Genomic DNA, 20205 nt, shown 5'->3' with positions numbered 1-20205 from the left:
CGCCCGGTTACATTCCGAACCCGGAAGCTAAGCCTTACAGCGCCGATGGTACTGCAGGGGGGACCCTGTGGGAGAGTAGGACACCGCCGAACAATCTTTGGGGAGGACCCCTGGTCACCAGCGTTCAGCTGGGACCAGGGGTCCTTTCGTTTTTACAATGCTTGCGGTACCGAAGACAGGAGTCACCATGTCCACCAACTCTCCCGACGACCGACCGGAGCGCGACCAGCGGCGACGGGACAGTGGTGACCGGGGTGACCGTGGCGGTTTCCGTCGCGACGACCGCCGTGACGACCGCGGCGACCGTGGCGGCTTCCGTCGCGATGACCGCGGTGGCGACCGCCCCTCCTACCGGCGCGACGACGACCGCGGCGGCTCCGGCCGGCGTGACGACAACCGCGGTGGGTTCAACCGCCGTGACGACCGTGGCGACCGCGGCGGCTTCCGTCGCGACGACCGCGGTGGCGACCGCCGTGACGACCGCGGTGGCGACCGCCGTGACGACCGCGGTGGCGACCGCCGTGGTGGCGGCTACCGTCGCGACGGTGACCGCGGGTCCCGGCCCGGCTTCCAGCGCGACGACCGTCGCGAGGGTGACCGCGGGTCCCGCCCCGGCTTCCAGCGCGACGACCGTGCCCGGGGTGACCGCGGCGGCTCCCGCCCCGGCTTCCAGCGCGATGACCGCCGTGAGGGTGACCGTGGGTCCCGTCCCGGTTTCCAGCGTGACGACCGCGGCGGCGACCGTGGCGGCTTCCGCCGTGACGACCGTGGCGGTTTCCGCCGTGACGACCGCGGTGGCGACCGCCCCTCCTACCGGCGCGACGACGACCGCGGCGGGTTCGGCCGTCGCGACGACCGGCGCGATGACCGTGGCGAGCAGCGCGGTGGATTCCGTCGCGATGACCGCGGCGGCGACCGCCGTGACGACCGTCGGGACGACAGCCGTGGTGGCGGCTACCGTCGCGAGGGTGACCGCGGGTCCCGGCCCGGCTTCCAGCGCGACGACCGTCGCGAGGGCGACCGTGGCGCGCGCCCCGGTTTCCAGCGTGACGACCGCCGTGAGGGTGACCGTGGGTCCCGTCCCGGTTTCCAGCGTGACGACCGTCGCGAGGGCGACCGTGGCGCGCGCCCCGGCTTCCAGCGCGACGACCGCCGTGACGACCGTGGCGGTTTCCGTCGCGATGACCGCGGCGGCGACCGCCCCTCCTACCGACGCGACGACGACCGCGGCGGCGACCGTGGCGGCTTCCGTCGCGATGACCGCGGCGGCGATCGTCCCTCCTACCGTCGGGACGACCGCCGGGATGACCGTCGGGACGACCGGCGTGGTGAGGACCGCGGTGGTTTCCGGGGCCGTGACGACCGCGGCGACCGTGGTGGGGACCGTGGCGGATTCCGCGGCCGTGACGACCGAGGTGGCCGCGGGCCCCGTCGGGACGACGACCGTGGCGGCCGGCCGGGCGGTTTCCGGGGGCGTGACGACCGTGGCGGACGCGACGACCGCCGTGGCGGTGGCCGCTTCCGCGACGAGCGTGACCGCGACCGCGAGCCGATCAAGCGGCTGCCGATCCCGGAGGACGTCACCGGCGAGGAGATCGACAAGGACGTCAGGCAGGAGCTGCAGAGCCTGCCCAAGACGCTCGCCGACGACGTCGCAAGGAACCTGGTGATGGTGGCCCGTCTCATCGACGAGGACCCCGAGGGCGCGTACGCCTACTCCAAGGTCGCCCTGCGTCTGGCCTCCCGCGTGGCCGCCGTACGCGAGGCCGGTGGCTTCGCCGCGTACGCGAACCAGAAGTACAGCGAGGCCCTCGCCGAGTTCCGGGCCGCGCGGCGCATGACCGGCTCCGTGGACCTGTGGCCGGTCATGGCCGACTGCGAGCGCGGGCTCGGCCGGCCGGAGAAGGCGCTGGACATGGCCGGTGCGCCGGAGGTGCAGAGGCTGGACAAGGCCGGTCAGGTCGAGATGCGGCTCGTCGCGGCCGGCGCCCGGCGGGACATGGAGCAGCTGGACGCGGCCATCGTGACCCTGCAGAGCCCCGAGCTGGCCTCCAACTCGGTGCAGCCGTGGACCGCGCGGCTGCGGTACGCCTACGCCGACGCCCTGCTCGCCGTGGGCCGGGAGCGCGAGGCGCGGGAATGGTTCGCGAAGGCCGTGGAGGCCGACCGGGACGGCAGCACGGACGCCTCGGACCGGCTCGCGGAACTCGACGGAGTCGAGTTCGTGGACGCCCTCGACGAGACCGGCAACGAGATCGAACCCGGCACCGAGGCCGAGCCGCGCACCGAGGCTGGGCCCCGCACCGAGGCCGAGCCCCGCACCGAGACCGTGACCGACGCCGACGCCGACGCCGACGCCGAGGTCCAGGGCACGGACGACAAGGCGGACGACGCCTCGGGCGACCACGACGCCTCCGACGACCACAACGCCTCGGACGACGACGCGACGGACACCCACGACGCGACCGACGACCACGACGTGGTGGAGGACAACGAGGCGGACGACGCCAAGGCGGACGAGCCCGGTCAGGCCGATCAGTCGAGTCAGTCCGACCAGTCGGGTCAGTCCGACCAGTCGGGTCAGTCCGACCAGTCGGGTCAGTCCGGTGAGTCCGGTGACGCCGGTCGGGCCGCTGAGACCGACCAGTCCGCTCGGACCGACGGCGACAAGGACTGACCTCCGTCGCTGAGACCAGGGCATTGTGAAGAGGGCAGGCTCCCCGTGGAGCCTGCCCTCTTTTTCATGTCTGCCCCGGGACTTCCCACGTCTGCCCCGGGACGCCCGGCCCCGGACACCCGCCCCGCTGCCCGCCTCCGGTGCCCGCGGCGGCGGTCACCACTCCAGTGCGCGCAGCACCAGGCCCGAGGCCGGTTTCGGGCCGAAGGACGTCGACTTGCGCGGCATCGTCACGCCCTGGCGGGCCAGGTCGCGTACGACCTCCTCGCGGACGGGGTGCATCAGCACGGCGGTTCCGCCGTCGCGCTCGGCCTTCTCCACCGTGGCGGCCGTGTCGTGGATGTAGGCGATGTGGGCCGGGGAGTCCTCGGGGATGTGCCAGACGTGGGCGAGGAGCGTGGCGTGCAGGACCGTGGCGTCCAGGGAGCGCCAGGCGGCCGGGCGGTCCGCCGGGATCGTCCGGTTCAGCAGTGCCGGGTCGGGACGGTCGAGCAGGTGGAAGGCGCCGTCGCCGGCGAGCAGGAAGGCGTTGCCCGCGCAGGACGCCTCGGCCAGCGTCTTCTGCGCCTGGGCCAGCGGCGTGTCGAGGCGTCGTACCTGGAACAGGCCGTCCACGGCGGACAGCGCGTCGGCGACCGGCAGGCCGTGCAGCAGGCGGTGGATGGCGCGCACGCGCAACGGGTAGCGGACGGTGTCGACCAGGAGGACCAGGCCGTGGTCCCAGGGGCTGGGGGAGGGGTGTTCCGCGCGCAGCCGCAGATAGGTGGCCCAGCGGTGGTGGCCGTCGGCGATCAGGGCCTGGTGGTGGGCCAGCTCGCACTGGATGAGTCCCACGTCGGCGGGGTCGGTGACGGACCACAGGCGGTGGTGGAAGCCGTCCTCCGTGGTCGTCGCGAGCAGCGGGGGGCCGGCGGCCGTGCGTTCGACGACCTCGGCCGCCGTGCCGTTGCCGCGGTAGGTCAGCAGCAGCGGCTCCAGGTTCGCCCGGGTGGCGCGCATCAGGGCCGCGCGGTCCGCGACCACGTGCGGCATGACGTCCTCGTGCGGCAGCACCACGCCCTCCCCGGGTTCCGAGAGGCGCAGGGCACCGATCACGCCGCGCTGCACCATGCCGTCGCCGTCGCGCTGCTCGTACAGGTACAGGCCGGGCTCGGGGTCCGCGGCCAGGATGCCCTCGTCCAGCCAGCGGCGCAGGGTGTCCGCCGCCTGTTCGGTACGGGCGCTCGGGGTGCCGGCCTGGGGCAGGATCAGCCGGACGATGTTGTGCGGGTCGGCCGACTGGAGGTGGTGGACCCCGTCGGGACGTACGACGACGTCGTACGGCGGAGAGGTGACGGAGGCCAGGCTGCCGACCCGTTCGGGGTCGTAACGAAGGCCGCGGAACGGGGTGAGTTCCAGGCCTCGGCGCGCCGTTGCTTCCGAGTGACCTGCAGTGTTCATCCCGGCATCGTACGTGTGTCGGCGGCATGCGGGATGATCGGGGAAAGGCGAGTGAACGAGGAGCGATGAACATGAGCCACGGCGTCAGGACGAGGCCCGAGGGCAGCGGGCGGCCCCTGAGCGAGGCGTACGACACGGCGCTGCTCGATCTGGACGGGGTGGTCTACGCGGGCGGGAACGCGATCGCGCACGCGGTGGAATCGCTGGCGGCGGCGCGCGACCGCGGGATGCGGCTGGCGTACGTCACCAACAACGCGCTGCGGCCGCCGGACGCCGTGGCCGGGCACCTGACGGAGCTGGGCATACCGGCGAGGGCCGAGGACGTGATCACCTCCGCGCAGGCCGTCGCCCGGCTGATCAGCGAGCAGGTGCCGCAGGGCGCGCGCGTGCTGGTGATCGGCGGTGAGGGACTGCGGGTGGCGCTGCGCGAGCGCGGGCTGACCCCGGTGGAGTCGGCGGACGACGATCCGGCGGCGGTGGTGCAGGGGTACGGCGGGCCGGAACTGCCCTGGGGCCGGTTCGCCGAGGCCTCGTACGCGGTGGCGCGCGGGGTGCCGTGGTTCGCGTCCAACACGGATCTGACGATTCCCAGCGACCGGGGGATCGCGCCGGGCAACGGGGCGGCCGTGGAGGTCGTGCGGATCGCGACCGGTGCCGAGCCGCAGGTGGCGGGCAAGCCGCTGCCGCCCATGCACAAGGAGACGATCATCCGGACGGGCGCGAAGCGGCCGCTGGTGGTCGGGGACCGGCTGGACACCGACATCGAGGGCGCGTTCAACGGCGGGGTGGACTCGCTGCTGGTGCTCACCGGTGTCACCGACGGGGCCGGGCTGCTCGCCGCGCCTCCGCGGCACCGGCCCACGTACGTGGACGCCGATCTGCGCGGCCTGCTCTCCGGGCAGCCGGACGTCACGGAAGAGGGGGACGGGTTCCGCTGCGGTGGCTGGACGGCGTCGGCCGGCGCGGACCGGCTGGAGCTGGAGGGCGAGGGCGAGGCGCTGGACGGGCTGCGGGCGCTGTGCGCGGCGGCCTGGACGGCGGCGGGTGAGGGTTCCTGCACGCTGGACGGTGCGAAGGCGCTGGCGCGGCTGGGGCTTTGAGCCGTCACTGGAGACGCCCGGGGATCGAGAGATGAGGCAGGGTAGGCTAACCTAACCGGGTGTTGGTCGACAGTCCTCCGGAAACGTGCGCGCAGGCCGCCCCCGCGCCTCCGACCCGCCGGGCGGCGAGGGCCTTCGGGCTCCTGCTCTCCGTCGCGCTCCTGGTGCTCGTCGCCTTGGCGAGCATCGCGATCGGGGCGAAGGCGCTGCCCCTGGACCAGGTCTGGCACGGCCTGTTCCATGACTCGGGGAGCTACGGCGACGTGGTCGTGGACGAGCGGCTGGCCCGTACGGTCCTCGGACTGCTGGCCGGTGCCGCCCTCGGCCTGTCGGGTGCGGTGCTGCAGGCGCTCACCCGCAACCCGCTGGCCGACCCCGGTCTGCTCGGTATCAACGCCGGTGCCTCCGCGGCCGTCGTCACGGCCACCACCTGCTTCGGTGTCACGAGCCTCAGCGGCTATGTGTGGTTCGCCTTCGCCGGTGCCGCGGCGGTCGGCGCGCTGGTGTGGTTCCTCGGCGGCAGCCGGGGCGCCACGCCGGTACGGCTCGCGCTGGCCGGTACGGCGATCAGCGCCGCCCTCTACGGCTACCTCCAAGCCATGATGATCTTGGATGACGCGGTGCTGGGCAAGATGCGTTTCTGGACGGTGGGTTCGCTCTCCTCGGCCTCGAACGCCACCACCCTGCAGGTGCTGCCCTTCCTCGCGGTCGGCACGGTCCTCGCCCTCGTGCTGGCCCGGCCGCTGAACGCCGTGGAGATGGGCGACGACACGGCCCGCGCCCTCGGCGCCGACCTCGACCGCACCCGTGCGCTGGCCATGCTGGCCGCCGTGCTGCTGGCCGGGGCGGCCACCGCCGCCTGCGGTCCGATCGTGTTCGTCGGCCTGATGGTCCCGCACGCGGTGCGCTCCTTCACCGGCCCCGACCTGCGCTGGATCCTGCCGTACGCCATGGTCCTGTCGCCCGTGCTGCTGCTCGGCGCCGATGTCGCCGGCCGGGTCGTGGCCCGGCCCGCCGAGCTCCAGGTCGGCATCGTCACCGCGCTCGTCGGCGGCCCGGTCTTCATCTTTCTCGTACGTCGGCGGAGGACGGCCCAGCTGTGAAGACACTCTCCAGGAGCCGTGCCGTACGCACCCCCGGCGGGCTCTCCCTGCGCCTGGACCCGCGCGCGCTGATCGTCGTCGTGCTGCTGCTGGCGGCCGCCTGTGCCGCCGGTGTCGCGCTGATCGGCACCGGCGACGCGCAGATCCCCGCGGCCGACGTGCTGCGCACGCTCGCCGGCGACGGCACCGCCTACCAGGACTTCATCGTCAACGAGCTGCGGCTGCCCCGGGTCCTGGTGGGCCTGCTGGCCGGAGCCTCGCTCGGCCTCGGTGGCGCCCTGTTCCAGTCGGTCTCCCGCAACCCGCTGGGCAGCCCGGACGTGCTCGGGCTGGCCCAGGGCTCGACGGCCGGCGCGCTCACCGTGATCGTGCTGCTCTCCGGCAGCGCCACGCAGGTGACCGTCGGCGCTCTCGTCGGCGGTCTGGCCACGGGCCTGGCCATCTACCTGCTGGCCTGGCAGCGGGGCGTGCACGGGTACCGGCTCGTGCTGGTCGGCATCGGTGTCAACGCCGTCGCCACCGCGGTCAACGGCTATCTGCTCACCAAGGCGGACCTGGTCGACGCGGCCCGTGCGGTGGTGTGGATGACCGGTTCGCTCAACGGCCGCGACTGGGACCAGGTCCGGCCCCTGCTCGCCCTGTGCGCCGTGGTGGTGCCGCTGGTCCTCGCCAACGCGCGCGGCCTGCGGATGATGGAGATGGGCGACGACGTCTCCAACGCGCTCGGCGTGCGCGTGCAGCGCGTGCGGCTCGTGCTGATGCTCTCCGCCGTCCTGCTCACCGCCGCCGCCACGGCCGCCGCCGGCCCCGTCAGCTTCGTCGCGCTGACCGCGCCGCAGCTCGCCCGCCGGCTGACCCGCTCCCCGGGACCGAATCTGGTGCCCTCCCTGTGCATGGGCGCCGCCCTGCTGGTTGCCGCCGACTGGGCCTCCCAGCGCGCCTTCGGCGCCGACGAGCTGCCCGTCGGTGTGGTCACCGGTGTCCTCGGCGGCGCCTACCTGCTCTGGCTGCTGGTCACCGAGCGCCGGGCGGGCCGGATATGAGCGGCCCGAACACCAACACGACGAGGAGCACTGTGAACCGTCTGTCCGCCGAGAACGTCACCCTCGCCTACGACCAGCGCGTGATCGCCGAGCAGCTGTCGGTGGAGATCCCCGACAACTCGTTCACGGTGATCGTCGGCCCGAACGCGTGCGGCAAGTCGACGCTGCTGCGGGCGCTGTCGCGGATGCTCAAGCCCAGCCAGGGCCGCGTGCTGCTCGACGGCCAGGCCGTCCAGTCGATGCCGGCCAGGAAGGTCGCACGCACCCTGGGGCTGCTGCCGCAGTCCTCCATCGCGCCCGACGGCATCACCGTCGCCGACCTGGTCGGCCGGGGCCGCTACCCGCACCAGGGGCTGCTGCGCCAGTGGTCCGCCGAGGACGAGCGGGTCGTGCGCGAATCGATGCGGCAGACGGGCGTCGCCGAGCTGGCCGAGCGGTACGTGGACGAGCTGTCCGGCGGCCAGCGGCAGCGGGTGTGGATCGCCATGGCGCTGGCCCAGCAGACCCCGCTGCTGCTCCTCGACGAGCCGACCACCTACCTGGACATCCAGCACCAGATCGACGTCCTCGACCTGTGCGCCGAGCTGCACGAGTCGCAGGGCCGCACGCTGGTCGCCGTCCTGCACGACCTCAACCACGCCGCCCGCTACGCCACCCACCTCATCGCCCTGCGCGGCGGCGAGGTGATCGCCGAGGGAGCGCCGAAGGAGATCGTGACGGCCGAACTGGTCGAGCGGGTGTTCGGGCTGCGCTGTCAGGTCATCGAGGACCCGGAGACGGGCACCCCGCTGGTGGTGCCGGCCGCGCGCAGGGCCCGGGCGGAGAAGGTCACAGCAGCTTCCTGAGCCGGAACAGGTCGAGCAGGCTCGCCTCCAGCCGCACCCGGCCCCTGCCCCAGGCGGTCGCGAAGTTCAGCTCGCCGTCCACCAGCGCCACCAGGTCGTCGCCGGCCATGACGAGCCTGATCTGCGCCCGCTCGCGCGGCGGCCCCGGGTGGGTGTCGTCCACCTCGATCCGGCCGCCGGTCATCCGGCCCACGAAGGTGACGTCGAGATCGGTGATGTGGCAGCTCACCGACCGGTCCAGGGCGGCGGCCGCGCGGACCTCGCCCTCGGAGTCCTGCATGGTGTCCGAAAGCTTCCCCAGTGCGGTGCGGCACTCCTCGACCGTGGCCATGGCCACCGACGCTACCCCAGTGGTTCGGGGTAGCGTCTGGGCATGAGCGAGTCCGTGTCCGAGGCCGTCCCGCAGGCCGCCGCGATCGTCCCGGAACCCGAGTCCGGGCCCGAGTACGACCCCGCCGCCCCGGCCCCCCTGAACGTCCCACGCACCCCCACCGGCAACGCCGAGGTCGACGCCGGACTGGAGCGGCTGGCCGACGCCGACCACCTCGCCACCGACGGACACGTCGAGGTGTACGAGGATGTACACAGGGGGCTGCGGGACGCGCTCACCGCGCTCGACGCCCGTCCGGGGCCGCCGGCTCCCGGCCGGCCGCCGGCCGCAGCCCCCTGATGAGACCCCCGGGTCGCACCCACCGATCGCCGTACCACCAGAGCAGGAGCTGAACCGAACGTGGCAGGAGTCGCACGCCGTCGTCTGGACGCGGAGCTGGTCCGCCGGAAGCTGGCGCGCTCGCGCGAGCACGCCGGCCAGCTGATCGCCGCCGGGCGGGTCTCCGTCGGCAAGACCGTGGCGACCAAGCCGGCCACCCAGGTGGAGCCCGCGGCGGCGATCGTCGTCCAGACCGACGACAGCGATCCCGACTACGTCTCCCGGGGCGGCCACAAGCTGGCCGGCGCGCTGGAGGTCTTCGTGCCGCAGGGGCTCGCCGTCGAGGGCCGGCGCGCGCTGGACGCCGGCGCGTCCACCGGCGGCTTCACCGACGTCCTGCTGCGCGCGGGCGCCGCCCACGTCGTCGCCGTGGACGTCGGTTACGGCCAACTCGCCTGGTCCCTGCAGAGCGATGAACGCGTCACCGTCAAGGACCGTACGAACGTACGCGAGTTGACGCTTGAGGCGATCGATGGGGAACCTGTGGATCTTGTCGTGGGCGATCTGTCCTTCATCCCGCTCGGGCTGGTGCTGCCCGCCCTGAAGCGGTGCGTGAAGCCGGACGCCGACCTGGTGATGATGGTCAAGCCGCAGTTCGAGGTGGGCAAGGAACGGCTGGGCAGCGGGGGTGTCGTACGGAGTCCGCAGCTGCGGGCGGAGGCCGTGCGGGCGGTGGCCGGGAAGGCCTGGGAGCTGGGGCTCGGGGTGCGTGGCGTCACCGCGAGTCCGCTGCCGGGCCCCTCGGGTAACGTCGAGTACTTTCTCTGGCTGCGGTCCGGGGCTCCCGCACCGGACCCGGCCGACGTCGAGCGTGCAGTGGCGGAGGGGCCGCGTTGACACAGAACCTGGCGCGAACTGTTTTCCTGCTGGCCCACACCGGGCGGCCCGCGGCGATCCGCAGTGCGGAACTCGTCGTCAAAGGCCTGCTGCGGCACGGCATCGGGGTGCGGGTGCTGGAGGAGGAGGCGCGCGACCTGCCGCTGCCGGACGAGGTGCAACTGGTCAAGGAGGCGACTCCGCAGTGCCTCGACGGCTGCGAGCTGCTGATCGTGCTCGGCGGCGACGGCACCCTGCTGCGGGGCGCCGAGTTCGCACGCGCCTCCGGGGTGCCGATGCTCGGCGTCAACCTCGGACGCGTGGGGTTCCTCGCGGAGGCCGAGCGCGACGACCTCGATCGGGTGGTCGACCGGGTGGTGGCGCGGTCGTACGAGGTCGAGGAACGGATGACCGTCGACGTCGTCGTGCACCGCAACGGGGACATCGTGCACACCGACTGGGCGCTGAACGAGGCGGCCGTGCAGAAGGCGGGCGCCGAGAAGCTGCTCGAAGTGGTGCTGGAGATCGACGGGCGCCCGGTGACCGGCTTCGGCTGCGACGGGGTCGTCCTGTCCACGCCGACCGGATCCACGGCGTACGCGTTCTCCGCCGGCGGCCCCGTCGTGTGGCCCGAGGTGGAGGCCTTGCTGATGGTGCCGATCAGCGCGCACGCGCTGTTCGCCAGGCCGCTGGTCACCTCGCCGAACTCGGTGCTCGCGGTGGAGGTCCTGCCGCACATCCCGCCGGGCGTCCTGTGGTGCGACGGGCGGCGGACCGTGGAGCTGCCGCCCGGCGCGCGGGTGGAGGTCCGGCGCGGGGCCGTCCCCGTACGGCTGGCCCGGCTGCATCACTCGTCGTTCACGGACCGGCTCGTGGCGAAGTTCGCCCTGCCCACCACCGGCTGGCGGGGGGCGCCGCACTAGGGCCGCACGACGGTTCGCGTCCGCCACGCGCCGTCGGGCGACGACGCGAATCGTCGGACGGGCGGGCCCTGGCGCCACGCGACGGGGCGGATCCGCTCGTCGGCGGGTGCGGGTGCGGGTGCGGGTGCGGTGCCCCACGGCCGGCCGCGCGGCTCCCCGCGCCCCTGCGGGCCGGGGCCCGAGCCTCTTCGGGCCCGACCTCGCGACTGTTCGGGCCGGGGCCCGAGCCTCTTCGGGCCGGACCCCGCGACTGTTCGGGCCGGGGCCCGAGCCTCTTCGGGCCGGACCCCGCGACTGTTCGGGCCGGGGCCCGAGCCTTTTCGGGCCCGACCTCGCGACTGTTCGGGCCGGGCCCCGAGCCTCTTCGGGCCCGACCTCGCGACTGTTCGGGCCGGGCCCGAACCCCTTCGGGCCGGACCCCGCGATCGTTCGGGCCGGACGCCGTTCACCTTCGCGCCGGGCCACTCGCCGGAGTGACAAGGGCGGCCTGTGTGCACTCCCCGCCCCGGACCTCGTATGGTCTGTTCCGTGTTGGAGGAGATGCGGATACGGTCGCTCGGGGTCATCGACGATGCCGTCGTCGAGCTGTCACCGGGGTTCACAGCCGTCACCGGTGAGACGGGTGCGGGCAAGACCATGGTGGTCACCAGCCTGGGGCTGCTGCTCGGTGGCCGGGCGGACCCGGCGCTCGTGCGGATCGGTGCCGAGAAGGCGGTCGTGGAGGGGCGGATCGCGGTGCCCGCGGACGCCGCCGCCCTCGTACGCGCCGAGGAGGCCGGGGCCGAGCTGGACGACGGGGCCCTGCTGATCAGCCGTACCGTTTCGGCCGAGGGCCGCTCCCGGGCCCATCTGGGCGGGCGCAGCGTGCCGGTGGGGCTGCTCGCGGAGCTGGCCGACGACCTGGTGGCCGTGCACGGGCAGACCGACCAGCAGGGGCTGCTGAAGCCGGCCCGGCAGCGGCAGGCGCTCGACCGGTACGCCGGGGACGCGGTCGCCGGGCCGCTCGACAAGTACACGGAGGCCTACCGGCGGCTGCGGGCCGTCGCCGTCGAGCTGGACGAGATCACCACCCGCGCGCGTGAGCGGGCCCAGGAAGCCGACCTGCTGCGGTACGGCCTCGAGGAGATCGCCGCCGTGGAGCCGCGGGCCGGGGAGGACGTGGAGCTGGCCGAGGAGGCGGAGCGGCTGGGGCACGCCGAGGCGCTGTCGTCCGCCGCGACGGTCGCGCACGCCGCTCTCGCGGGCAACCCCGAGGACCCGGAGGGGATCGACGCCTCGACGCTCGTCGCGGGCGCCCACCGGGCCCTGGAGGCCGTGCGGTCGCACGATCCGGCGCTGGCCGGGCTCGCCGACCGGATCGGGGAGATCGGGATCCTGCTCGGCGACGTGGCCGGTGAGCTGGCGGGGTACGCCGACGATCTGGACGCCGACCCGCTGCGGCTGGCCGCCGTGGAGGAGCGCCGGGCCGCGCTCACCGGGCTCACCCGCAAGTACGGCGAGGACGTGGGCGCCGTCCTGGCCTGGGCCGAGCAGAGCGCCGCGCGCCTGACCGAGCTGGACGGCGACGACGAGCGGATCGGGGAGCTGGCCGCCGAGCGGGACGCGCTCCGCGCCGAGCTGGGCGCGCTCGCGCAGGCGCTGACGGACGCGCGGACCGAGGCCGCCGAGCGGTTCGCGGCCGCCGTGACGGCCGAGCTGGCCTCGCTGGCGATGCCCCACGCGCGCGTGTCCTTCGACATCCGGCAGACCGAGGACCCCGAGGGCGTCGAGGTCGGCGGGCGTACCGTCGCCTACGGTCCCGCGGGCGCCGACGAGGTGGAGCTGCTGCTCGCCCCGCACCCCGGCGCCCCGCCCCGGCCCATCGCCAAGGGCGCCTCGGGTGGTGAGCTGTCCCGCGTGATGCTGGCCGTGGAGGTGGTGTTCGCGGGCACCGACCCGGTGCCGACGTACCTCTTCGACGAGGTCGACGCCGGTGTCGGCGGCAAGGCGGCGGTCGAGATCGGGCGGCGCCTGGCGAAGCTCGCGAGGACCGCGCAGGTCGTCGTGGTCACCCACCTGCCCCAGGTGGCTGCCTTCGCCGACCGGCAACTGCTGGTCGAGAAGACCAACGACGGATCCGTCACCCGGTCCGGCGTGAAGGTCCTGGAGGGCGAGGAACGCGTCCGCGAGCTGTCCCGGATGCTGGCCGGGCAGGAGGACTCCGAGACGGCCCGCGCGCACGCGGAGGAACTGCTGGCGGCGGCGCGGGCGGATCTCTAGCGGGACCCTAGGGTGGCCGGATGATCGTCACCCGAAGGTCCGGCCCCCTTGTGCTGTCCGCCGCGCTCACCCGGGCCGCGTGCGCCCTCCTGCGGACGCACCCGCCCGGGGGCCCCGCACGCTGGGAGCGGACGAACCACGCCGGGCGGCGCGTCGAGCTGTACGCGGCACCCGCGTCGGCGCTCGGTGCGGCGGTCGCCGCCGGCCGGGTGCACACCGGCGCCGGGCTCGCCGTGCTGGCCGCCGGAGCCTGTGGGGCGTACGACGACGCCGCCGGTGATCACCGGCGCGGCTTCCGGGCGCACCTCGGCGCCCTGCGGAACGGCGAAGTCACCAGCGGCGCCGTGAAGTTGGCCGGGATATCCGCGGCCGGGCTGGTCGCGGGCGCGCTGCTGAAGGAGCGGCCGCTGGACAGACTGCTCGCCGGTGTCGTGATCGCGGGCACCGCGCACTTCGTCAACCTGGTCGACGTACGGCCGGGCAGGGCTCTCGGCGCGGTGCTCGCGCTCGGGGCACCCGGGCTGCTGCGGAAGGGGACCGGGGCCGGGCTGTCGGCCGCCGCGATGGGCGCCGCCCTGGCCGTCCTGCCCGGTGACCTCGGAGAGCGCACGATGATCGGGGACGCGGGGGCGCACGCCCTGGGGGCCGCGCTGGGGGCGGCCGTGGTGGCGGGCAACGGGCGCGCGGGACTGCTCGCGCACGCCGTGGCCGTCGTGGCCGCCGCCGTGCACGGGGACCGGGTGAGCGCGTGGGCCCGCCGGCCGTGAGCGCCTGACCTCGCCGTACCCGGGAGGCCGGGGTTCGGATGGGCCGGGCGCTCCCTCACCCGTGTGGGTGGCGTGCACCGGCGCATTGCCCCGGCCCGACGCAGGGTGCGCCCGCCCGCGTTTACCGGAACGGCCCTGTCTCCTGGCATGCTTGACGGGAACGCGGGGCGGGCGACGGGCCGGTAGGTCCACGGCGGAGGCACGCGGGGTAGGTCCTTCCACCCCCCTGAGCCCGCTACCTTCTGTACGTTCCCCGTGACCGCACCGCGTCGAACCAGGAGCCCCGGCCCCGTGAGCCCCGTGAGCAGCAACGCACCGCACGGCCAGTCGCCGCTGCGCACCGTGCAGGTGCTGGGCGGAGCCAACGCCGGCAGCAGCGCGCACGTGCGCTCCCTCGCGGAGGGGCTCGTCGCCAGGGGCGTGCGCGTCACGGTGTGCGCCCCCCTCGAAGCCGACCGCGCCTACGACTTCACCGGGGCCGGCGCCGGGCACGTGCCCGTGCCGCGCAGCAGCGATCCGGTCTCCGTGGCCGCGCTCCGGGCGGCCTGCGCCGACGCCGACCTGGTGCACGCGCACGGTCTGCACGCCTCCTTCCGCACCGTGCTCGCCCTCGGCGGGCGCACCACCCCGCTGGTGGTGACCTGGCACAACCGGGCGAGGGCCGAGGGCGCGCGGGCCCATCTGCTGCGGCTGCTGGAGCGACGGGTGGCGAGGACCGCGGCCGTCGTCCTCGGCACCAGCTCCGACCTGGTGGACCGGGCACGGCTCAGCGGCGCGCGCGACGCCCGGCTCGGGGCGGTCGGCCTGCCCGGACAGCGCCGGTCCTGCCTGTCCGGCCCCGACACCGCCGCGGAAGGGTTCCCGGCCGCCGACGATCCCGACGGGCGGCGGCCCAAGCTCCGGGCCGAACTCGGTGCCACCGGCCGCCCGCTGCTCATCGCGGTCGGCTCCCTCGAGACGCACCGCGGCTACGACGTCCTGCTGGACGCGGCCCGCGCCTGGCGGGACCTGGACCCCGTGCCGCTGGTCGCCGTCGCCGGGGAGGGCCCGCTGCGGCCGCTGCTGCAGCGGCGGATCGAGGACGAGGGACTCCCGGTGCGGCTCATCGGCCGCCGCGAGGACGTGCCCGAACTGCTCGCCGCCGCCGACCTCGCCCTGCTGACGAGCAGTTGGGAGTCCCGGTCGGTGCTCGCCCAGGAGGCGCTGCACGCACGCGTGCCGCTCGTCGCGACCCGCGTCGGCGGCATCCCGGACCTCGTCGGCGACGCGGCCGAACTCGTCCCGTACGGCGACGCCGAGACGCTCGCCCACACCGTCGTACGCCTGCTCGCGGACCCGGGACGGCGCGAACTGCTGCGCGAGCGGGGCGTGCGGCAGGCCGCCGGCTGGCCCACGGAGGACGAGACCGTCGCCCAAGTGCTCAGCGTGTACGACGAGCTGACCCAGCCGCGGCCGCTCTCCTAGGGGACGTGGCGGCGGGCCCGCAGGGCCAGGCTCAACGCCAGGACCGTCTGCGGGTCGTCGAGGTCGGTGCCGAGCAACTCCCCGATGCGGGCGAGGCGGTTGTACAGGGTCTGGCGGTTGAGGTGCAGTTCGCGGGCCGTCTCCGCCTTGCGGCCGGCGTGCGCCAGATATGTCTCGAGGGTGGGCAGCAGGGGCGGCTTGGAGCGCTGGTCGTGCTCGCGCAGCGGGCCGATCGCGCGGTCCACGAAGGCCGCCAGGTCGGGATCGTCGCGCAGCCGCCACAGCAGCAGGTCGATGTCGAGGCGGCGGGCGTCGTACCAGGGCCGGTCGCCGAGACCCTGTGCCGCCGTCGCCGTCTGCGCCGCGTGCCGCAGTCCGGCCGAGGCAGCCGCCCAGCCACCCGCCACACCGACGACCACCACCGGCGCGGCTGCGCCGGGCCGCTGCATCCCGGCCCGCTCCACGCCCGCCCGCAGCGCCGCCGCCACCCGGTCCGCGACCACCGACCGCTCCGTCTCCGCGCGCAGCCCGAGCAGGACCAGTACCCGGCCCTCCACCGGCCGCACGCCCAGCAGCACCGGCATGCCCACCGCGGCCAGCTCCTCCGAGACGGCCCTGGCCAGCACCGCCCAGCCGCCGCCCCGCTCGGTCGCGTTCGTCCGGGCGGTCCCCCCGTCCGCGGAGAGGACGTCCCCGATCCGCATGACCACCGGCAGCAGCGGGCTCCCGCCGGGCTTGAAGCCCAGGACCCGGGCCTGCGCGGGGGCGTCCTGCGCGGCGATACGGCCCTCGGCGAGATCGGTGAGGAAGTCGCCGCGGCCGCGGGCCGCCAGCTCCTCCTCCTGCCGGGCCTGCATGAGCACGACGGCCAGGATGCCCGCGGCCCGCTCGGCGGCGATCCTGTGCACCGGGGCCAGCGGCGAGCGGACCGGCAGCAGGACGAGGCGGGCGCGCACCGAGCCCGCCGTACCGGGACCGCCGCCGGGCACGTCGACGAGTACCGAACCGGCCGGCGGCGGGGCGTCCTTGTGCGGGCCGCGCAGCCCCTCCCACACCTGCAGCGGGTCGGCGCCCTCCGGCCCGGACCCGGCGGCGTACAGCAGCCGGCCGTCCGCCGTCTCCAGGAACACCGGGTTCGCGCCGAAGTCGGCCAGGATGCCCAGCACCTGCGGCACCCCGCCGCCGCTCAGCAGGGCCTCCGTACAGCGCCGGTGCACCTCCTCCGCCCGCTGCAGCAGCGCGTAGTGGCCGTTGACGATCTCCGTGTGGATCTCCTCGGTCACCGTCACGAACGGCACCTCGCGGTGCAGCTGGACCAGGGGGAGCCCCGCGCTGCGGGCGGTGTCGACCAGGGCCGCGGGCAGCCGGGTGAAGCGCGGCCCCAGCTCCACCACCAGGGCGGCGATCCCGCGCTCGGCCAGGGTCCGCACGAAGGCCCGCTGCTCGGCGGGGCGGGTGCCGAGGCCGTAGCCGGTGGTGAGCAGGAGTTCGCCGCCCTTGAGCAGCGAGGCGATGTTCGGTACCTCGCCCGCGTGCACCCAGCGCACGGTGCGCCCCAGCCGGTCGGCGCCCGCCACGATCTCCGGCAGCCCGCTGCGCAGACCGGGCAGTTCCAGTGCCCGCTGAACGGTGATCCCGGCGCCCTGCGTGGCGGGTCTGCTCTCCGTGCCGCTGTCCATGCAGCGGACGCTACCTGCGTGAACGCCCGAAGGACATCTCCGGACTACACCGGCCGGATGTTGTGGTTGAAGCGGAACACGTTGTCCGGGTCGTAGCGCCGCTTCACCTTCTCCAGACGCAGCGTGTTCCCCTCGCCCAGGCCCGCCCTGACCCGGTCCGGGCCCTCGTCCCCGATGAAGTTCAGGTACACGGCGCCGGTGCTCCACGGCCGGACGGCGGAGCGGACGCCCCGCACCCAGGCGATCGCCCGCTCGTCGTCGACCGGGTCCTCCCAGACGGCGAAGGGGTGCGCGGCCCAGGCCGCGTCCCGGTACGGCACGGGGTATTCGCGCGGACCGGCGGCGATCGCCCCGCCCTGCGGGAACAGCAGGTGCCGGGTGCCGGTCGGCACCGGCATGCCGTCCCCGCGCTCGCAGAAGACCTCCACCAGGGCGTCGGGCAGAGCGGTCAGGTACTCCGCCGACCAGTGGTTGCGCATCCCGGGCGGGTCGTCGAGCAGGCACTGCACGTCGGCGTACGGCATGTCACCGGCCAGCTCCACCTCGTGCGGCAGGGCGAGCACCGGCCGGGCGAGCCCCCGCAGCCCGTCCCAGCCGCCCGCGTAGGTCAGCAGCACGGCGCACAGCAGCTTGCCCACCAGTTCCGCGGGGGTGAACTCGGCGGGCGGACCGGTCAGGTACATCACCGCGCCGCTCAGCTCGTCCGGCCCGGTCCGGATGATCTCCCGGAAGGCGCGCGTCACGTCCGGTCCGAGCTGGGGCAGGAACATCAGCAGGACGATCGAGAACTCGGGCAGTTCGTGCAGCCCCAGGGTCAGCGCGGTGGCGACACCGAAGTTGCCGCCCCCGCCGTGCAGGGCCCAGAACAGCTCGGGGTTCTCGTCGGCGTTCGCGTGGATCCGCTCGGCGTCCGCCGTCACCAGTTCCACGCCCAGCAGGTTGTCCGCGGCGAGGCCGAAGGCGCGGTCGAGCCAGCCGGTGCCGCCGCCCAGGACGAAGCCGCCGACACCGGTGGTGGACGCCCGCCCGCCGGTGGTCGCCAGGCCGTAGGGCTCGGTGGCCCGGTCCAGACGGCTCATCGTGGCGCCGCCCTCGATCCGCACCGCCTCCGCCGCCGGGTCGACGGTCACCCGGTGCATCCGGCGCAGGTCCACCACGAGCGCGCCGTCGCCCAGCGCCGAGCCGGCCACGCTGTGCCCGCCGCCGCGCACCGCGATCGACAGGTCCAGCTCCCTGCCGAACCGCACGGCCCGCACCACGTCGGCCGAGTCCGCGCACTGGGCGATCACGGCCGGCCGGCGGTCGATCCTCGCGTTGAACACGGCGCGGGCCCGGTCGTAGCCGAGGTCCCCGGGGGCGAGCACATCGCCGGCCAGGTCCTCACGCAGCGCGGCGAGGGCCGCGCCCGCCTTCGAGAAAGCCATGGCCGCCGCCCTCCGCGAGAGGGGCTGATGTCCGCTTCCAGGCTAGGCGTGGTGCGGCCGCCCGGTCGCGCCGGGCGGCGCCGCTCAGCCGCCGTACGCCCCGGAGGCCGTCAGCCGCAGGGCGGTGTCGATCAGCGGGACGTGGCTGAAGGCCTGTGGGAAGTTCCCGACCTGGCGCTGCAGGCGCGGGTCCCACTCCTCGGCGAGCAGGCCGAGGTCGTTGCGCAGCCCGAGGAGCTTCTCGAACAGCCTGCGGGCCTCGTCCACCCGGCCGATCATCGCCAGGTCGTCCGCCATCCAGAACGAGCAGGCCAGGAAGGCGCCCTCGTCGCCGGGCAGGCCGTCGACACCCTCGTCCTCGCCCTCCGTGGGGTACCGCAGGATGAACCCGTCCGTGGTGGACAGCTCGCGCTGGATGGCCTCGATCGTGCCGATCACGCGCTTGTCGTCCGGCGGCAGGAAACCCATCTGCGGGATCAGCAGCAGCGAGGCGTCCAGCTCCTGGGAGCCGTAGGACTGGGTGAAGGTGTTGCGCTCCTTGTCGTAGCCCTTCTCGCACACGTCCCGGTGGATGTCGTCGCGCAGTTCCTTCCAGCGCTCCAGCGGGCCGTCCGCGTCACCGGACTCGATCAGCTTGATGGTGCGGTCCACCGCGACCCAGGCCATCACCTTGGAGTGCACGAAGTGCCGGCGCGGGCCGCGCACCTCCCAGATGCCCTCGTCCGGCTCCTGCCAGTGGTCCTCCAGATACCGGATCAGCTTCAGCTGGAGCAGGGAGGCGTAGTCGTTGCGGGCGAGGCCGGTCATGTGGGCCAGGTGCAGGGCCTCGGTGACCTCGCCGTACACGTCCAGCTGGAGCTGGTGCGCGGCGCCGTTGCCCACCCGGACCGGGGCGGAGTTCTCGTAGCCCGGGAGCCAGTCCAGCTCGGCCTCGCCCAGCTCGCGCTCGCCGGCGATGCCGTACATGATCTGCAGGTTCTCCGGGTCGCCGGCGACCGCGCGCAGCAGCCACTCGCGCCAGGCACGGGCCTCCTCGCGGTAGCCGGTGCGCAGCAGCGAGGACAGGGTGATCGCCGCGTCCCGCAGCCACGTGTAGCGGTAGTCCCAGTTGCGCACCCCGCCGATGTCCTCGGGCAGGGAGGTGGTGGGGGCCGCGACGATGCCGCCGGTGGGGGCGTACGTCAACGCCTTCAGGGTGATCAGCGAGCGGACGACCGCCTCGCGGTACGGGCCGTGGTACGTGCAGTGCTCGACCCACTCGCGCCAGAAGGTCTCCGTGGCCTCCAGGGACTGCTCGGGCTCCGGCAGCGGCGGCGGCGGCTTGTGCGAGGGCTCCCAGGAGATGGTGAAGGCGATCCGGTCACCCGGGGCCACCGTGAAGTCGGCGTACGTCGTCAGCGACTTCCCGTAGGTCTCCGCCTCTGTGTCGAACCACACGGAGTCCGGACCCGCGACCGCCACGGTCCGCCCCTCGTGCTTGTGCACCCACGGCACGACCCGGCCGTAGGAGAACCGCATCCTGAGCGCCGAGCGCATCGGCACCCGGCCGGTGACGCCCTCCACGATCCGGATCAGCTGCGGGGCGCCGTCGCGCGGGGGCATGAAGTCGGTCACACGGACCGTGCCGCGCGGGGTGTCCCACTCCGACTCCAGGATCAGCGAGTCGCCGCGGTAGCTGCGCCGGGCGGCCGACGGGGGGCAGGCGTCGGCGGCGTGCGCCGGGCCGAGCCGCCAGAAGCCGTGCTCCTCGGTGCCCAGCAGGCCGGCGAAGATGGCATGCGAGTCGAAGCGGGGCAGGCACAGCCAGTCCACCGTGCCGTCCCGGCAGACCAGTGCGGCGGTCTGCATGTCTCCGATGAGTGCGTAGTCTTCGATGCGCCCGGCCACGTGCAACTCCAGTCGAACGGCCACGTCACCCCCGCGCAGGGGGCTGTCGCTAGTGCGGTCAAGGGGTCG

Annotated in this window: 15 protein-coding genes, 1 rRNA gene and 2 pseudogenes; 13 read left to right on the top strand and 5 right to left on the bottom strand. The window is 74.4% G+C overall.

The features are described 5' to 3' along the window. From rrf to ABVB68_RS30010, 3 genes and pseudogenes are all read left to right on the top strand, one after another. Positions 1–92: ribosomal RNA gene (rrf, locus tag ABVB68_RS30020) — 5S ribosomal RNA — on the top strand; the annotation flags it as partial. Positions 93–205: 113 nt separating this feature from the next. Continuing rightward, positions 206–859 (top strand): annotated as a pseudogene (locus tag ABVB68_RS30015) (DEAD/DEAH box helicase); the annotation flags it as partial. A gap of 693 nt (positions 860–1552) precedes the next feature. Continuing rightward, positions 1553–2437: pseudogene (locus ABVB68_RS30010) on the top strand (tetratricopeptide repeat protein); the annotation flags it as partial. Between the two features lie 396 nt (positions 2438–2833). Here ABVB68_RS30010 and ABVB68_RS30005 read toward each other — a convergent pair. Next, positions 2834–4117 (bottom strand): DUF1015 domain-containing protein, encoded by a 1284-nt coding sequence (locus ABVB68_RS30005; RefSeq protein ID WP_353604318.1) that lies wholly within the window; start codon positions 4115–4117, stop codon positions 2834–2836. A 71-nt stretch (positions 4118–4188) separates the two neighbouring features. Between ABVB68_RS30005 and ABVB68_RS30000 the strand changes: the two genes are divergently transcribed. From ABVB68_RS30000 to ABVB68_RS29985, 4 genes are read left to right on the top strand one after another with little or no spacing between them, the layout of a single operon-like run. After that, positions 4189–5217: an HAD-IIA family hydrolase gene (locus ABVB68_RS30000; RefSeq protein ID WP_353604317.1), complete on the top strand. Its 1029-nt coding sequence runs from the start codon at positions 4189–4191 to the stop codon at positions 5215–5217. 59 nt (positions 5218–5276) lie between these two features. Further along, a complete protein-coding gene (locus ABVB68_RS29995) occupies positions 5277–6320 on the top strand; it encodes a FecCD family ABC transporter permease (RefSeq protein WP_353604316.1) in 1044 nt (347 codons plus the stop codon). Then, complete coding sequence (locus ABVB68_RS29990) at positions 6317–7363, top strand: FecCD family ABC transporter permease (protein WP_353604315.1); 1047 nt, start codon at positions 6317–6319, stop codon at positions 7361–7363. The genes ABVB68_RS29995 and ABVB68_RS29990 overlap by 4 nt, the downstream gene beginning before the upstream one ends. Further along, positions 7360–8208 carry an ABC transporter ATP-binding protein gene (locus tag ABVB68_RS29985; RefSeq protein WP_353604314.1) on the top strand — a complete coding sequence of 283 codons (849 nt, stop codon included), beginning with the start codon at positions 7360–7362 and terminating at the stop codon, positions 8206–8208. Before ABVB68_RS29990 ends, ABVB68_RS29985 begins: the two co-directional genes overlap by 4 nt. Here ABVB68_RS29985 and ABVB68_RS29980 read toward each other — a convergent pair. Then, the gene (locus ABVB68_RS29980; protein ID WP_353604313.1) at positions 8192–8539 is read right to left on the bottom strand and encodes a sterol-binding protein; all 348 of its coding nucleotides are present in this window, start codon (positions 8537–8539) and stop codon (positions 8192–8194) included. The two genes, ABVB68_RS29985 and ABVB68_RS29980, sit on opposite strands and share 17 nt — an antisense overlap. A 42-nt stretch (positions 8540–8581) precedes the next feature. Between ABVB68_RS29980 and ABVB68_RS29975 the strand changes: the two genes are divergently transcribed. The 6 genes from ABVB68_RS29975 (at position 8582) to ABVB68_RS29950 (ending at position 15146) form a co-directional block, all read left to right on the top strand. Then, positions 8582–8878, top strand: a complete 297-nt coding sequence (locus ABVB68_RS29975; RefSeq protein ID WP_353604312.1) for a hypothetical protein — start codon at positions 8582–8584, stop codon at positions 8876–8878. A 60-nt stretch (positions 8879–8938) separates the two neighbouring features. Beyond that, entirely contained in the window at positions 8939–9754 is an 816-nt protein-coding gene (locus ABVB68_RS29970; RefSeq protein ID WP_353604311.1) for a TlyA family RNA methyltransferase, read from the top strand. After that, positions 9751–10656: an NAD kinase gene (locus ABVB68_RS29965; protein WP_353604310.1), complete on the top strand. Its 906-nt coding sequence runs from the start codon at positions 9751–9753 to the stop codon at positions 10654–10656. Before ABVB68_RS29970 ends, ABVB68_RS29965 begins: the two co-directional genes overlap by 4 nt. A 516-nt stretch (positions 10657–11172) precedes the next feature. Further along, positions 11173–12915: a DNA repair protein RecN gene (gene recN, locus ABVB68_RS29960; RefSeq protein WP_353604309.1), complete on the top strand. Its 1743-nt coding sequence runs from the start codon at positions 11173–11175 to the stop codon at positions 12913–12915. 20 nt (positions 12916–12935) lie between these two features. After that, on the top strand, positions 12936–13682 hold the full coding sequence (locus ABVB68_RS29955) for a hypothetical protein (RefSeq protein WP_353604308.1): 747 nt from the start codon (positions 12936–12938) through the stop codon (positions 13680–13682). Between the two features lie 291 nt (positions 13683–13973). Further along, positions 13974–15146, top strand: coding sequence for a glycosyltransferase family 4 protein (locus ABVB68_RS29950; protein ID WP_353604307.1), 1173 nt, complete (start codon positions 13974–13976; stop codon positions 15144–15146). Here ABVB68_RS29950 and ABVB68_RS29945 read toward each other — a convergent pair. The 3 genes from ABVB68_RS29945 to ABVB68_RS29935 all read right to left on the bottom strand — a co-directional run bounded on the left by ABVB68_RS29945 (position 15143) and on the right by ABVB68_RS29935 (position 20136). Continuing rightward, the gene (locus ABVB68_RS29945) at positions 15143–16825 is read right to left on the bottom strand and encodes a PucR family transcriptional regulator (protein WP_353604306.1); all 1683 of its coding nucleotides are present in this window, start codon (positions 16823–16825) and stop codon (positions 15143–15145) included. The two genes, ABVB68_RS29950 and ABVB68_RS29945, sit on opposite strands and share 4 nt — an antisense overlap. A 44-nt stretch (positions 16826–16869) precedes the next feature. Continuing rightward, entirely contained in the window at positions 16870–18249 is a 1380-nt protein-coding gene (locus tag ABVB68_RS29940; protein ID WP_353604305.1) for an FAD-binding protein, read from the bottom strand. A gap of 84 nt (positions 18250–18333) precedes the next feature. Further along, positions 18334–20136, bottom strand: coding sequence for a glycoside hydrolase family 15 protein (locus tag ABVB68_RS29935; protein ID WP_353604320.1), 1803 nt, complete (start codon positions 20134–20136; stop codon positions 18334–18336). Positions 20137–20205: the final 69 nt, after the last annotated feature.

This window comes from Streptomyces sp. NPDC096012 (assembly GCF_040426375.1).
GTDB lineage: Bacteria > Actinomycetota > Actinomycetes > Streptomycetales > Streptomycetaceae > Streptomyces.
The sequence above is the reverse complement of the archived record's forward strand: the minus strand, read 5'-3'. Positions and strand labels throughout refer to the sequence as shown.

What these genes read in the sequence shown, in the direction of transcription:
- ABVB68_RS30005 (WP_353604318.1), bottom strand. Translation starts at nt 4,117, where the DNA reads ATGAACACTGCAGGTCACTCGGAAGCAACGGCGCGCCGAGGCCTGGAA.
- ABVB68_RS30000 (WP_353604317.1), top strand. Translation starts at nt 4,189, where the DNA reads ATGAGCCACGGCGTCAGGACGAGGCCCGAGGGCAGCGGGCGGCCCCTG.
- ABVB68_RS29985 (WP_353604314.1), top strand. Translation starts at nt 7,360, where the DNA reads ATGAGCGGCCCGAACACCAACACGACGAGGAGCACTGTGAACCGTCTG.
- ABVB68_RS29980 (WP_353604313.1), bottom strand. Translation starts at nt 8,539, where the DNA reads ATGGCCACGGTCGAGGAGTGCCGCACCGCACTGGGGAAGCTTTCGGAC.
- ABVB68_RS29975 (WP_353604312.1), top strand. Translation starts at nt 8,582, where the DNA reads ATGAGCGAGTCCGTGTCCGAGGCCGTCCCGCAGGCCGCCGCGATCGTC.
- recN (WP_353604309.1), top strand. Translation starts at nt 11,173, where the DNA reads ATGGTCTGTTCCGTGTTGGAGGAGATGCGGATACGGTCGCTCGGGGTC.
- ABVB68_RS29955 (WP_353604308.1), top strand. Translation starts at nt 12,936, where the DNA reads ATGATCGTCACCCGAAGGTCCGGCCCCCTTGTGCTGTCCGCCGCGCTC.
- ABVB68_RS29945 (WP_353604306.1), bottom strand. Translation starts at nt 16,825, where the DNA reads ATGGACAGCGGCACGGAGAGCAGACCCGCCACGCAGGGCGCCGGGATC.
- ABVB68_RS29940 (WP_353604305.1), bottom strand. Translation starts at nt 18,249, where the DNA reads ATGGCTTTCTCGAAGGCGGGCGCGGCCCTCGCCGCGCTGCGTGAGGAC.